This is a genomic window from Arthrobacter sp. 210 2 (genome assembly GCF_059093025.1).
Window position 1 is genome coordinate 221,908 of sequence record NZ_JBNHIE010000005.1, and the last position, 13,508, is coordinate 235,415.

The window sequence follows — 13,508 nt, forward strand, 5'->3', positions numbered from 1 at the left end:
GTCCTGCCGCCCGGCACCGGCGCCCTTGATCGCAGGAGCGATGCGGGAATAGCATTGCCCGCACACCGACGTCGATCAGAGCGGGGGCGGCCATGGATGAGCCGGCAGCAGCGGGGTCCGGCGGAAGCCTGATGGTTGACCTGATCATCTCCCTGGACGGATACGCCTCCGCCGAGGGCTGGCCGGGCTGGTGGGGGCTGGAGGGGCCAGAGTACCTGGCCTGGCTCGACGAGGAGGCCGAAAAGAACTACACCGTCCTGATGGGGGCGAACACCTACCGGCTCATGTCCGGCATGTCGGCGGCCGCCTCCGCGGACGGCTCGGGATTCCCGGACAATGAGGGGGCCAGCCTGACCGGACTTGCTGCCGTGCCCAAAGTCATTTTCTCCTCCACCCTGCAGGAACCCCTGGACTGGCCCAACTCGAAGCTGGTCAGGGGTGACGCCGTGGAGGCCGTGTCGGAGATGAAACGGAGCGGCGACCGCCCGCTGAGCACCCTGGGCAGCCTCAGCCTCTGCCGCTCGTTGCTGGCCGCGGGCCTCGTGGATCGTTTCCGGCTGGTTGTCTTCCCGGTAATCACCGGGAAGACGGGGCGGGAACGGATCTACGACGGGTATCCCGACGTCGGGCTCGAGATGGTGGACAGCAGGACCTTCGACGGCCGGCTCCAGCTGCTCGAATACGCGCCCACCGTGCTCACCGGCCCGCCGGGCACTGCCTCCTGAGCCGTATCCGTCAGCGTTTCTTCATCATCGCGGCCTCCTGGAACTCCGATCGGCACCAGGATGTCCCGTCCGGTTGGCTGACCCCTGCTTTGTGCTTCGCAGAAATTTGGCAGACTGCAGGAAGTATGTCATCGGCGAAAGGGTAGTTTTCCACAATGGGCGCGATCGGATACCTTGCTGCTTCCGTCCCCCTGCGGCTGGCCAGCGCGGGTTCGGTGGTGGCGCTCCCCATCCTCGCCGTGGAGCGGCTGGGTGACGTCGCCGTCGGGGGCCTCCTCGTGGCCGCCTCGCTGGGTCCCAGCGTTCTTGCGGCTCCGCTGGTGGGTGCCGTCCTGGACAGTTCCTCCCGCCCGGGAAGGTGGGTTGCCGCCTCGGGGATGGTTACGGCTGCTGCCTTCGCTATGACGGCGTTCATCGGCAGTATTCCGCTGCCCGCCATCTTCGCGGTGCTTGTCCTTGCCGGCACGGCCTCCCCCTTCTACATGGGCGGGCTCTCGAGCTTTGTTGCCGGTGCCATTCCGGACGTTCGGCGGGCGTTTGCCTATGACGCCCTTTCCTACAATGTGGCGGCGGTGGCTGGACCTGCCATCGTGGCGCTGATCGCGGTGTTCCTGCCGGCCCAGTCGGCGCTGGCGGTCCTGGCCGCCGCTGCAGCGTTCGGCCCTCTGGCCCTGCGGGGACTCCGCCTGCATCCCCATGCCCGCGCCCGCGGTTCGCTGTGGCAGGCGGTCAAAGCCGGCCTGCACAGGATTGTCAGCCACCGGCCGCTGGCAGTTGTTACTGCCTCCTCCACCTTCACCCAGCTCGGCCAGGGCGGCCTGGCCATCGCAGCGGTCGCGCTCTCGATCGAAAGGGTCGGTTCGCCCAGCGAGGGCGCCATGGTGGTGACCGCGTTCGCCGTCGGCAGCCTGCTCGGTGCCCTCCTGGAGACAGCCCGGCCTGCGCGAGGCCGCCCCAACATGGTCATGATGACCGGCTTCCTGGCGACGGGACTGCTGACAGTGGCAGCCGCTTTCGACATCGGGACGGCTTGGACCGTGGTGGCCATCGGCCTCTCGGGCCTTTTTACGGCGTCCACCTCGGCCGCCATGCTGTTCCTCCGCAACCTGCACAGCCCGTCCCACCTCAAATCCCAGATCTTCACCGTGAGCGCAGGCTTCCGCGCCAGCGCCTCGGCTGCCGGTGCGGCGCTGGCCGGGTCGGCAACCGGATGGGGTGGCGCCGTGACGGTCGCTGCGGTCGGCATCGTCTGGATTGCCTCGGCAGCGCTGATGGGCGCCTATCCAAAGGGCGATGACTAGAACCTACTTGAAGCAGCAACTACCCGTTAAGGCGCTTCTTCGGCCTAGAGTCGACCACAGCGGGCTTCACGTACAGGACTCCAGGGAACGGACGAATCATGGCAGACACGAACATCCGGCCGAAGTACATCTCTTTTGATGTCTACGGCACGCTCATCAATTTCGAACTCGACCCCACAACGCGTCGCCTGCTGGATGGCCGCATCCCGGAAGAGCAGTGGCCTGCCTTCAAGAGGCAGTTCCGCGGGTACCGGTTCGACGAGGTCCTTGGCGGCTACAAGCCCTACGCACAGGTCCTCCAGGATTCCTTTGACCGGGTGTGCAGGCGCTGGGGCATTGGGCCCACTGAAGGTGCCGGCGCGGCGTTCGCCGACGCTGTACGCGGCTGGGTTGCACACGGGGACGTGCCGGCTCCGCTGAAGACCATGGGCGACAACTATAAACTGGTGGCTTTGTCCAACGCCGACGACAGCTTCCTGGACATCAGCATCCCCAAGCTCGGGGCAAACTTCCACGCCGTGTTGAGCGCTGAGCAGGCCCAGGCCTACAAGCCGCGTTACCAGGCCTTCGAGTACATGCTCGATACCCTGAACGCCAAGCCGGAGGACTTCCTTCACATCTCCTCGCACACACGCTACGACATGCACCCGATGCACGACATGGGCTTCCGGAACCTCTGGCTGCTGGACCGTGGCTATGACCCCATTGGCCCGGGCTACGGCCTCAGCACTGCCAACTCCCTGGACGAGATCAACAGGCACCTGGGTCTCTGACCAGCAGGTCGAGGCGAAAGGTCACACCGTGAAAGGATCAGGTATGCCCCACCGCCTGATGCTGCTCGACACTGCGTCCTTGTACTTCCGCGCCTTCTACGGCATGCCCGACACCATCCGCCGCCCGGACGGGATTCCTGTCAATGCAGTGCGGGGCCTGCTGGACATGATCGCCAGGCTCACCACTGACTACCATGCCACCCATCTGGTGGCGTGCTGGGATGATGACTGGCGTCCGCAGTGGCGGGTGGACCTCCTCCCCACCTACAAGTCGCACCGCGTGGCCGAGGCAGTCACGGACGCGCCGGACGTCGAAGTGGTTCCGGACGCGCTGGAGGCGCAGCTCCCCATGATCCGCCGAACGCTGGAGCTCGCGGGCATCGCCGTGGTGGGCGCCGCCGAGCACGAGGCCGACGACGTCGTGGGCACCTACGCGAGCCAGACGGACTTGCCCGTCGACGTTGTCACCGGTGACCGGGACCTCTTCCAGGTGTGCGACGACGGCCGCCAGGTCCGGGTGATCTACACCGCCCGCGGCATGCGCAACCTCGAAGTGATGACCGAAGAGACCGTGGTGCGGAAGTACCGGGTGCTGCCCCAGCAGTATGCCGATTACGCCACCCTGCGCGGCGACGCTTCGGACGGGCTTCCGGGCGTCGCCGGGATCGGGGAGAAGACGGCGGCGTCCCTGCTCCTGAAGTACGGCACCCTGGAAGGGCTGCTGGAAGCGGCCGACGACGACGGCAGCGGATTGGCCGGCCCGGTGCGGGCCAAACTCGCCGCCGCCGCCGACTACCTGAAAGTAGCCCCCGCCGTCGTCCGTTTGGTGCGGAACCTGGAGCTGCCCACCCTGGAGGAAGCCGGCGCGCAGCTGCGCCCCGTCGCCGGTGATGCCCGCGCCGAACTTGAGCGGCTTGCCGTCGAATGGAACCTGGGCGGCTCGGTTACCCGGCTCCTTGCAGCGCTCGACCTCAGGGGACAGGCGTAAAACGGCGACATCTGGACTGATTCGGACGGGACGCATGACGTTCTGTTTATCGGAATTACCGTGCGTTTCGGCGCGAGTCGGTGCATTGCGAAGCCGGTTGCCAGGGCGTATGGCGGATGGTTTGGTGAGGTAACGATCCACAGGAGAGGCCATTCCCATGACAGCCACATCAGATCTTGCTCCCCGGCGGCTCCGGGACATCTTTGGAAGTTTTGCCACCGGACTGACCGTGATTACCAGCGCCACGAAGGACGGGCCGGCCGGGTTCACGTGCCAGTCCTTCGCCTCCCTTTCCCTGGATCCGGCCTTGGTGACCTTCAGCCCGGCCCGGACATCGAGCACCTGGCCCGTGCTGCGGAAAGCAGGTTCCTTTACGGTTAATATTCTTCCGGCAGAGCATCAGCACCTGGCCGGTCAGTTCGCCCGTTCAGGCTCGGATAAATTCGCGGGAGTGGCCTGCACGCCTTCTCCGCTGGGCAATCCAATTCTGGACGACGCCCTCGCCTGGATTGACTGCGAACTCCATGCGGAATACGACGGCGGCGACCACACCATTGTGGTAGGGGCAGTCCAGCACCTGAATGCCCGCCAGAACGCAAAACCGCTCCTGTTTTTCAAAGGCCGCTATGCAGCATTGACGCCGGCGAAAAGCCTCCTCGAGGCTGCCGGCTGACACCAGCCGCAAAAGCTCAAAAGTCGCAGACAAAAGGAGGCTGCCATATCCGCGGGGGATATGGCAGCCTCCTTATGTTTTGTGCCGGAAATTCAGTAGGAAATGAAGGCGACGAGTTCGCCCACGCGGTCCTCGGGGTAGTTCTTGGCGATATCGGCCTGGCTCAGGACACCCACCAGGTTGTGCCCGTCAATGACGGGAAGTCGGCGCACCTGATGGTCCTGCATGGTGCGGATGGCTTCTTCAATGGAATCGTCGGCGCCAATGGTTACCGGCTTGCCCTCACCCAGTTCACCCGCCTTGACGCTGCGCGGGTCACCGCCTTCAGCCAGGCACTTCACCACGATGTCGCGGTCCGTCACCATGCCCTTGAGCCGGTTGTCTTCACCGCAGATGGGAAGCGAACCGACGTCAAGTTCCTTCATTTTCCGGGCGGCTGCTTCCAGGGTTTCGTTTTCACCGATGCACTCCGCGCCACCGGTCATGATTTCCCGTGCCGTTGTCATGATGGCCTCCTTCATGAATGCCGTGCCGTGTCTCTTTTGCCTGCTCAGATGGCTCTTCGGAACCCTGCCGGTACATGACGGCTCCGGAGAGCTGGCCGATAAAAAAATGCTAAGCGTACTGACTATTGATGTCCAGAGCGGTGGCGCCGCACCCCTGGTGGTGTCCGGCTGGCCGCTCTTACCTTGTTGCATCCGCGGGACCAAGTAGTAAGCTTGCTGAGCATTACTGGTAAGCATGCTGATTAACCGGATGAGGGAAGCAGGGGTAATGGGCACAGTATTCGGTGTTGCCTGGTCGCTGATGCTGGCGGCCGGCGGAGCCGCCGTGGCTGCAGGCGCGCCCTTCGGCGCTGCCGGACTGGGCGGTCAGTACCTGGCCGGCCATGTCCTCCTTGGGGTGGGCATCGGCCACCTGCTGGCGATGGTGGTGCGGTTTGCCGTCCGCCGGATCATGAAAGGTGCCCGCACCCGCCCCGTTGCGGTCCAGGCACCGGAAGCCCGCATGGCCAGCGTGACAGTCCTGCCTGCCAGGCCTGCCTCCGTCCCGCCGCTCCGTGGCCGGCATGCCGCCTAAGGCGCCGGGATCCACAGGATCAGGCCCTGTCCGGCCAACGGCGGCGCGGCGGGTCCTGACAGCCATCGCGGCACTGGCAGTTGCGGGTGCCGTGGCGGCGATTGTGGTTGCCGGGGTGATGGGTTTCCGGCTGTCCGACTCTGACGAAGCCACCCTCCGCGGCTTCCAGATCCGGGTTCTGAGTATCAGCCAGGCAGCAGCGGAAAACAGGATGGACGGAGCCCTGGCGGCACTCCAGGCGCTGGAGAAGGACCTGGACGCCGCCGCACGCGATGGCCGGATTTCGGCTCCGCGCCTGCTCGGAATTGAAACAGCCCTGGCGGCAGTCCGCACGGAAATAGCCGGCCAGTTGGCGGCACCGGCCCCTGCATCCGGCACGGCCGGGCTGGTTGGACCTTCCGCGGCAGCACCGGCCAGCCCCACTGTGCCCCAGACGCAGCCGGTCCAGCCGGTGCCCGGAGAGCAGGCCGTGGCGCCCCAACCGGTGCCTGTTCCGGCGGGCCAGGAGGCGGCGCTTCCGGAAGCAGCCAAGGATGCCAAGGGGAAAGGCAAGGGCCAAGGCAAGCCCTGACCAGGCGGGCAGTCACTCCGCTGCCCGGCCGCCCTCAGTGAGGGAAGGGGCGCGGAACCCGCGCAAGGGGAAGGGGGCCGGGCAGAATGGACGGGTGACTTCATCAAACCTGCGCGGCCGGCGCAACACCGCGAAAGCCTTCGACCTCGGTGCCATCGGTGCCGGCCTGGCCTTCGCAGGTTCCCTTCCGGACCTGGAGGAGGCCCTGGACACCGGGCCGGCCGCGGGCTCGGCGGTGGTGCAGGCGCCGCCCGGGACCGGAAAAACAACACTCGTCCCGCCGCTGCTCGCGAACCTCTTCTCCGGCACGGGCAGGGTTGTAGTCACCCAGCCGCGCCGGGTGGCGGCACGTTCCGCTGCGCGCAGGCTTTCCTTCCTGGACGCCAGCCGGCTCGGCGGCCGCGTGGGCTACACCGTGCGCGGCGAACGGCAGGCGGGGCCCGATACCCTCGTCGAGTTCGTGACGCCCGGCATCCTCCTGCGCCGCCTGCTGGCCGATCCCGGCCTTGACGGTGTTGCCGCCGTCGTCCTGGACGAAGTCCACGAGCGCGGCCTGGAGACGGACCTGCTGATCGGCATGCTCGCCGAAGTCCGCCAGCTGCGCGGCGACCTCACCGTCGTAGCCATGTCGGCAACCCTCGACGCTCCCCGCTTCGCCGCCCTGCTGGGGGACCCCGACGGCGGTCCCGCGGCTCCCGTCGTCGACTGCCCGTCCGTGCTCCATCCGTTGGATGTCCAGTGGGAACCTGCACCGGGCCCGCGGCTGGACGCCAGGGGAGTGGCCCGCAGCTTCCTGTACCACCTCGTGGAAACAGCGGCACGCGCCTACGCCCGCGCCCTGGGTGGGGACGGCTCCGTGGATGCCCTGGTTTTCGTCCCCGGCGCCCGCGAAGTCTCGCAGGTGGCAGCAGGCCTCCGCGGCCGGCTGGGGGAAGGCATCGATGTGCTCGAGCTGCACGGCCAGGCAGGTGCCGCGGAGCAGGACCGCGCAGTGTCCGGACGGCGGCCGGGGGACAATGCCCGGATTATCGTTTCAACCGATCTGGCGGAGTCCTCGCTGACCGTCCCGGGCGTCCGGCTGGTCATCGATTCCGGGCTAACCCGGGAGCCGCGGCGGGATGCCGGCCGTGGCATGAGCGGCCTGGTAACGGTCTCCTGCTCCCGGGCATCGGCGGATCAACGCGCAGGCCGGGCGGCCCGCCAAGGTCCGGGCACCGTGGTCCGCTGCTACACGCAGCAGGCGTATGGGGCAGCGCCTGCCCATGTCACGCCCGAAATCAAGGTGGCGGACCTGACCGGGGCAGCATTGACGCTGGCATGCTGGGGATCGCCGGGGGGCGCAGGGCTCGCCCTGCCGGACATGCCGCCGCGGCAAACCTTGGATGACGCCGTCGAGGTCCTCAGGGAACTGGGTGCCGTATCAGCAGACGGCCAGGCCACCGCCACGGGGCGGACTCTGGCCGGAATTCCTGCCGACCCGCGGCTTGCCCGCGCCCTGCTGGACGGCGCGGCAACCATCGGTGCCCGGGCGGCGGCAGAGGTGGTGGCCGCAGTTGCCGGAGACCACCGTGCTCCCGGCGCTGACCTTCCGCGGATGTTGTCCCAGCTTCGTGGCGATTCCGGGCCGGCGGGCCGGCGCTGGGCGGACGAGTCAAAGCGGTTGCGGGCCCTTGCCCGGGAAGCGGGAAACCCCGCGCCCCCTGGAGTTCCCACCTCTGCAGTTCCCGCCCCTGGGCCGGCCGGCACCGAGGCGGTGGGTGCCGTCGTCGCCCTGGCCTTTCCGGACCGGGTGGCCCGGCTCGTGCCCGGTGACGGGCCTGCACGGTACCTGCTGTCGTCCGGGACGCGTGCCGGCCTGCCGGCGGGAAGCAGCCTGTCCGGGTACGAATGGCTGGGCGTGGCCGAAGTGTCGCGGGCGGAGGGCAGGGACTCGGCCGGCACCGGCGCCGTCATCCGGACGGCTGCACCGCTCAACGCCGAGCTCGCCCAGGCAGCCGCCTCGCACCTCCTGGCGGAAACGGTCGAGGCGCAGTTCGTCCAGGGACGTGTTACGGCACGGAAAGTCCGACGCCTGGGTGCGATCGTGCTCGCAGACACCCCTGTCCGTCCCTCACCCGCCGAAGGCAAGGCGGCCGTGGCCGGAGCCCTGCACAAGGAGGGCCTTGCCGTCCTGGAATGGTCGACGGCGGCCGACGCCTTACGCCGCCGTCTTGCCTTCCTGCACCGGGAGCTGGGCGGGCCGTGGCCCGACGCCTCGGACGCCGCCCTCCTGCTGCGCCTGGACGACTGGCTGGGTCCCGAACTTGAAAGCCTTGCGGCGGGAGGCGCCGTCGCGGCGTTGGACCTCACCCAGCCGCTGCGGCGCCTGCTGCCCTGGCCGGAGGCCGGACGGCTGGATGAGCTGGCCCCGGAATGGCTGGAGGTTCCCAGCGGCTCACGGATCAGGATTGACTACCCCCATCACGACGACGACACCGCGCCGCCTGTGGTGGCCGTCAAGCTGCAGGAATGCTTCGGCCTGGCGGATTCGCCCCGGCTGGTGAACGGCACGGTTCCGGTCCTGTTCCACCTGCTGTCCCCGGCCCGGCGCCCGCTGGCCGTGACCGGTGACCTCACGTCCTTTTGGTCCGGTCCCTATGCCCAGGTCCGGGCAGAGATGCGCGGCCGTTATCCCAAGCACCCGTGGCCGGAGGATCCCTGGACTGCCCCCGCCACAGCACGGGCCAAGCAGCGCAGCTAGGTTCTTTCCGGGCGCATGCCACCGGTCTCCGGCGGCTGCGTGAGAACTCCGATACACACCTGAAACGTCGCGTCGACGTGCTGAAACATGCCTTGGCTACGCTCGGTGGTACGTGGACAGCGTGGTCCATACCCCACATGGAAGGACATACCGATGTTTCTCTTTAACCTTTTGCTCGACGGCCGGCGCAGCGACGACAACCGGTCCTGCAACGGCGGCAGCGGGAAGAACGATTTTCCCGAAGGCCGGCTCACCTCCACAGCGTGGGAGGGCTGGTGGCACGAGGAAGCAGCTTAACCGGATGGAGCCGGGCGGGCGTGCCTAGCGGGCGGACCGGATAAAGCCGGCCACCGGAGCGGCCAGCGAGGCCCCGATCTCACCCGCCGGCCGTTTCGCACCTGCGACGGCGAAGGAGTGGTCGCCGCCGTCCATCCACTGCAGTACCGCGGACGGCCCGATGCGTGACACGACGTCCTGCAGGATTTCCGGCGTGGCAAACGTGTCGCGGGTGCCCTGCAGGAACAACATGGGCGTGGTCATCCCGTAGAGGTGTTCGTCCCGCAGTTTCTCCGGCTTTCCGGGCGGGTGCAGCGGGTACCCGAGGTAGATCAGTCCCGCAGCAGCCATCCCTTCGGAGACTGCCATGGACGCCATCCGGCCGCCGAATGATTTGCCTGCCGCCCACAGGGGGCCGGAGTCCCTGTGGGTTGCTGCGCGTTCCGCAGCAGCTGCCATCGCCGCATTCCAGGTGGCAATGGCGGCCGGCGGGCGGTCCGGGAACCGCCGCCCGGCTTCACGGTAGGGGAAGTTGAAGCGCAGCGTTGCCAGGCCCAGGGAGTTCAGTGCGTCCGTGAACCCGCGCAGGAAGGGGTGCTCCATTCCCGCGCCGGCACCGTGGGCGACCACCACTGTGGCCCACGGATTGTGCGGGCGGGCATAAGCGGCGGAGACGGTGACCTCACCAACGGCAAGCGGAAAGTCTGATTCTTCGGCGGGCATGTCTCCATCATGCCGCAGGGACGTCCGGAAATGTGCCGGCATCCGGACGGCGGGGTGTACGTTGTCCCCATGGCGAGCGAACTGACAAAAATCACGGTTCCGGGCCCCCACGGCGAGCGCGAGATGCGCATTTCCAGCCCCAGCAGGGTCCTGTGGCCGGACCTCGGCCTCACCAAGCTGGACCTGGCCCAGTACCTTTGCGATGTGGGCGAGGCGTTCATTGCCGCGAACGGTGACCGGCCCGTGGCGCTGCAGAGGTACTCGGACAACGTCGACGGCGAGCAGTTTTTCTCAAAGAACCCGCCCAAGGGGACCCCTGAATTCATGCGCTCAGTGAAAGTGGTCTTCCCGAGCGCCCGTTCGCATCCCATGCTCGTCCTGGATGAACCGGCAGCCGCCGTGTGGGCTGCACAGATGAACACCGTGGTGTTCCATCCCTGGCCGTCCCGGGCCGGAAACCCGGATAATCCGGACCAGCTGCGGATCGACCTGGACCCGCAACCCGGGACGGATTTTGATGATGCGGTTCCCGCGGCCCTGGTACTGAAGGAGGTCCTGGCCGAGGCCGGACTCGAATGCTTCATCAAGACCTCGGGAAACCGCGGCCTGCACGTCTACGCGCCCATCGAACCCACCCGGGAATTCCTGGATGTCCGGCACGCCGTGATTGCCGCCGCCCGGGAGGTGGAGCGGCGGATGCCGGAGAAGGTGACCACCGCCTGGTGGAAGGAAGAGCGTGGCCAGCGGATTTTCCTCGACTTCAACCAGGCCAACCGGGACCGCACCATCGCCGGCGCCTACAGTCCCCGGGCTTTGCCGCATGCCCCGGTGTCCTGCCCCATCACGTGGGATGAGCTGGAGAACGCTGACCCCAAGAACTTCACCATCCTGACCGTTCCCGAAAGGCTCCGGACCATCGGGGACCCCTGGGCAGGCTTCCACAAGAATCCGGGCAGCATTGACACCCTGCTCGAGTGGTGGGAGCGGGACAGTAAAGCAGGCCTGGGTGAGCTGCCGTTTCCGCCGGACTACCCCAAAATGCCGGGGGAACCGCCGCGGGTCCAGCCCAGCCGGGCAAAGAAGCAGGACTGACTGGACGCCGGGGCCCCGCCGAAACCTATTCGAAGCGGGAGGGGTCGCCGGCGCCCTGCCGTACCACCTCGGCCACGCCGCTGGAAAAGTCCACCACCGTGGTGGGCTCCGCGCCGCAGTCGCCGGCATCGATCACGGCGTCCACCTGGTGGTCCAGCCGTTCCTTGATGTCCCACCCCTGGGTCAACGGGTCTTCCTCGTCGGGCAGCAGCAGGGTGCTGGACAACAGGGGTTCACCGAGCTCGGCCAGCAGCGCTGACACCACCCGGTTGTCCGGGATCCTGACCCCGACGGTCTTTTTCTTCGGATGCAGCAGGCGCTTGGGGACTTCCCGGGTGGCCGGAAGAATGAACGTGTAACTTCCGGGCGTGACCGACTTGATGCTGCGGAATACTTCATTGCCGATGTTCACGAACTGGCCCAGCTGGGCGAAGTCCCGGCACACCAGGGTGAAGTGATGCTTGTCATCCAGCCGGCGGATGCTCCTGATCCGGTCCAGGGCATCCTTGTTCCCCAGCTGCGCGCCCAGCGCATAGCAGGAGTCCGTGGGGTAGGCGATCAGCCCGCCGTCGAGCAGGATGCGGACCGCCTGGGCGATTGCCCGGGGCTGGGGGTCCTGGGGATGAACGTCGAAGTATCTGGCCATGCCTCCGAGCCTACGTTCCGAAGGCGCCAACCCGCACGTCAAAACCCCCTACCAGCGCGCCCTTCTTTGGGGCAGGATGTTGTCTGGTCCATGTCAGTCCCCACAGCAAGGAGAACAAGCCATGCCAACTGTCCTCAATCCGTACCTCAGCTTCCGGGACAACGCCCGTGAGGCGATGAACTTTTACCAGTCAGTGTTCGGCGGGGAGCTGCGGGTCAGCACCTTCGGGGAGTACCAGGCCAGTGAGGATCCTGCGGAAGCGGACAAGATCATGCACGGCATGCTGACCACCCCGCAGGGCCTGGTCCTGATGGGGGCCGACACCCCCAATGGCATGGAGTACAGCCAGGGTTCAGCCATCTCCATCTCCCTCAGCGGCGAGGACGAGTCGGAACTCCGCGGCTATTACGAAAAACTGAGCGGCGACGGCGGGTCGGTCACGGTTCCGCTGGAAAAGTCCCCCTGGGGTGACATCTTCGGAATGTGCACGGACCGCTACGGCGTTGCCTGGCTGGTCAACGTCAACGCTGCGCAGGGCACCACGGGCGCGCCCTGATCCTGCCGGACGCGCCCGATTGATGACGGGCTTAGCCCTGTTTTGACGCCACGAAGTAGGCGTTGAACGGGTCTTCGTCCAGGTCCACCGCCCGGACGTCCTGGAATCCGGCGTCCCTGACCAGCCGTTCGGCCTGCTGGACGCCCCACACGGTTCCCAGCCCGTCGCCGCCCTGGGACAGTGAAACGGACATGCAGTGGGTGGTGGAGATGGCGTAGAGGAAGGCAGCCCAGGGCAGGTCGATGTTGTCCTCGAGGTTGCTGGAGGCCTTCATGTCCACCATCAGGAAGGTCCCGCCCGGCTTCAGTGCTTCCCGGATGTTGCGGAGTACGGCGGCCGGGTGGGCCTGGTCGTGGACGGCGTCGAAAACCGTGACGAGGTCCAGTTCTTCCCGCAGGTCCAGGGCGGCGGCGTCGCGCAGCTCGAACCGGACGTTGGGCAGGCCCAGCCGCTGCGCCTCGGCCCGCCCGGCGTCAAGGGCCTCCGCGAAAAAGTCGTAGCCCACGAAGCTGCTGGCGGGAAAGGCCTGCGCCATCAGGTTCACCGCATGGCCCGCACCGCAGCCGATATCGGCCACCCGGATGCCGGAGCGCAGGTGGTCAATCCTGCCGGACAGCGGAAGGATGGTGTCCACCAGCGAGGCATCATGGACCGAGGCGCTGTCTGCCGCCTGGATCTGGACGAAGCCCGGGTAGTCGGAGTAGTCCAGGCCGCCGCCCGTACGGAATTTCTCCACCACCTTGCCGGCCACCTCGCCCATCAACGTTACGTACGTGAGCGTCCGCGCAAGGTTGGCCACTCCCGGTCCGCTGACGGATGGGGCGATGTCCCGCCGCAGGAAGTACGTCTTCGCACCGGGCTCGTAATCGATGAAGCGTGCAGTCACCATGCCGCCCAGCCACTCGCGGACGTAGCGCTCATTCAGCCCGGCCGCGTCGGCGATCTGGACGCTGCTGGCGGGAGGCAGGCCGGCCAGCGTTTCGAACAGTCCCGTCTGGTGGCCGATGCTCGCGAGCACGGCCACGGAACCGTCATTGAGGATGCCCACGAGCCGTTCCGCGGCAGCCTCCGCTGCTGCTTCGGCTGATTCCGTGGTTGGCTCCGCCTGGTACGTGGTCATGATCCGCCCTTTCCTTGTGTGTCCCCGGGCCCGTTGCCCGGACCTTTGGGTGTTCGGATACTCCGACGCTATGGCGGGGGAGTGGACGCCCGCGTCGGGTGGAATGTGTATCTTTCCGCGCGGGGATGGGGCAGATGCTGCAGCCTGGCAAAAGGAGGCCGCTGGAAGGCACTGCTTCGGGCCAGGCCCCGGGAAGGTACGACGGCGGGAGGCGGCCGCGTGCCAAGGTGCGGCATCCACACGG

General features: G+C 67.1%; 15 protein-coding genes. 11 read left to right on the forward strand and 4 right to left on the reverse strand.

Annotated elements, in window-relative coordinates:
* Nucleotides 1-92 precede the first annotated feature (92 nt).
* The 5 genes from AC5RWA_RS12175 to AC5RWA_RS12195 all read left to right on the forward strand — a co-directional run bounded on the left by AC5RWA_RS12175 (nt 93) and on the right by AC5RWA_RS12195 (nt 4,460).
* Nucleotides 93-725 carry a dihydrofolate reductase family protein gene (locus tag AC5RWA_RS12175; protein ID WP_494057820.1) on the forward strand — a complete coding sequence of 211 codons (633 nt, stop codon included), beginning with the start codon at nt 93-95 and terminating at the stop codon, nt 723-725.
* Between the two features lie 155 nt (nt 726-880).
* Nucleotides 881-2,026 carry an MFS transporter gene (locus tag AC5RWA_RS12180; RefSeq protein WP_494057821.1) on the forward strand — a complete coding sequence of 382 codons (1,146 nt, stop codon included), beginning with the start codon at nt 881-883 and terminating at the stop codon, nt 2,024-2,026.
* Between the two features lie 98 nt (nt 2,027-2,124).
* Entirely contained in the window at nt 2,125-2,799 is a 675-nt protein-coding gene (locus AC5RWA_RS12185) for a haloacid dehalogenase type II (RefSeq protein ID WP_494057822.1), read from the forward strand.
* Between the two features lie 43 nt (nt 2,800-2,842).
* The gene (locus tag AC5RWA_RS12190) at nt 2,843-3,787 is read left to right on the forward strand and encodes a 5'-3' exonuclease (RefSeq protein WP_494057823.1); all 945 of its coding nucleotides are present in this window, start codon (nt 2,843-2,845) and stop codon (nt 3,785-3,787) included.
* 157 nt (nt 3,788-3,944) lie between these two features.
* The gene (locus AC5RWA_RS12195; RefSeq protein ID WP_494057824.1) at nt 3,945-4,460 is read left to right on the forward strand and encodes a flavin reductase family protein; all 516 of its coding nucleotides are present in this window, start codon (nt 3,945-3,947) and stop codon (nt 4,458-4,460) included.
* Nucleotides 4,461-4,552: 92 nt separating this feature from the next.
* Here AC5RWA_RS12195 and AC5RWA_RS12200 read toward each other — a convergent pair whose 3' ends face one another.
* Entirely contained in the window at nt 4,553-4,966 is a 414-nt protein-coding gene (locus AC5RWA_RS12200) for a CBS domain-containing protein (protein WP_079596004.1), read from the reverse strand.
* A gap of 268 nt (nt 4,967-5,234) precedes the next feature.
* Here AC5RWA_RS12200 and AC5RWA_RS12205 point away from each other — a divergent pair, with 268 nt between their 5' ends.
* The 4 genes from AC5RWA_RS12205 (at nt 5,235) to AC5RWA_RS12220 (ending at nt 9,148) form a co-directional block, all read left to right on the forward strand.
* Nucleotides 5,235-5,540: a hypothetical protein gene (locus AC5RWA_RS12205; protein ID WP_115523380.1), complete on the forward strand. Its 306-nt coding sequence runs from the start codon at nt 5,235-5,237 to the stop codon at nt 5,538-5,540.
* Nucleotides 5,530-6,111: a hypothetical protein gene (locus AC5RWA_RS12210; RefSeq protein WP_494057825.1), complete on the forward strand. Its 582-nt coding sequence runs from the start codon at nt 5,530-5,532 to the stop codon at nt 6,109-6,111. Before AC5RWA_RS12205 ends, AC5RWA_RS12210 begins: the two co-directional genes overlap by 11 nt.
* Nucleotides 6,074-8,851: an ATP-dependent helicase HrpB gene (gene hrpB, locus AC5RWA_RS12215; RefSeq protein WP_494057826.1), complete on the forward strand. Its 2,778-nt coding sequence runs from the start codon at nt 6,074-6,076 to the stop codon at nt 8,849-8,851. Before AC5RWA_RS12210 ends, hrpB begins: the two co-directional genes overlap by 38 nt.
* A gap of 153 nt (nt 8,852-9,004) precedes the next feature.
* On the forward strand, nt 9,005-9,148 hold the full coding sequence (locus tag AC5RWA_RS12220; RefSeq protein WP_181884701.1) for a hypothetical protein: 144 nt from the start codon (nt 9,005-9,007) through the stop codon (nt 9,146-9,148).
* 24 nt (nt 9,149-9,172) lie between these two features.
* On the opposite strand, the gene AC5RWA_RS12225 is transcribed toward AC5RWA_RS12220, so the two are convergent.
* On the reverse strand, nt 9,173-9,850 hold the full coding sequence (locus tag AC5RWA_RS12225; protein ID WP_494057827.1) for an alpha/beta hydrolase family protein: 678 nt from the start codon (nt 9,848-9,850) through the stop codon (nt 9,173-9,175).
* A 69-nt stretch (nt 9,851-9,919) separates the two neighbouring features.
* Between AC5RWA_RS12225 and ligD the strand changes: the two genes are divergently transcribed.
* Complete coding sequence (gene ligD / locus AC5RWA_RS12230; protein WP_494057828.1) at nt 9,920-10,942, forward strand: non-homologous end-joining DNA ligase; 1,023 nt, start codon at nt 9,920-9,922, stop codon at nt 10,940-10,942.
* A 25-nt stretch (nt 10,943-10,967) separates the two neighbouring features.
* Here ligD and AC5RWA_RS12235 read toward each other — a convergent pair whose 3' ends face one another.
* On the reverse strand, nt 10,968-11,588 hold the full coding sequence (locus tag AC5RWA_RS12235; RefSeq protein WP_079596008.1) for an L-threonylcarbamoyladenylate synthase: 621 nt from the start codon (nt 11,586-11,588) through the stop codon (nt 10,968-10,970).
* 121 nt (nt 11,589-11,709) lie between these two features.
* On the opposite strand from AC5RWA_RS12235, the gene AC5RWA_RS12240 reads away from it, so the two are divergent.
* Nucleotides 11,710-12,144, forward strand: a complete 435-nt coding sequence (locus AC5RWA_RS12240; RefSeq protein WP_494057829.1) for a VOC family protein — start codon at nt 11,710-11,712, stop codon at nt 12,142-12,144.
* A gap of 31 nt (nt 12,145-12,175) precedes the next feature.
* Here AC5RWA_RS12240 and AC5RWA_RS12245 read toward each other — a convergent pair whose 3' ends face one another.
* Nucleotides 12,176-13,264 carry a class I SAM-dependent methyltransferase gene (locus tag AC5RWA_RS12245; protein ID WP_494057830.1) on the reverse strand — a complete coding sequence of 363 codons (1,089 nt, stop codon included), beginning with the start codon at nt 13,262-13,264 and terminating at the stop codon, nt 12,176-12,178.
* Nucleotides 13,265-13,508 lie beyond the last annotated feature (244 nt).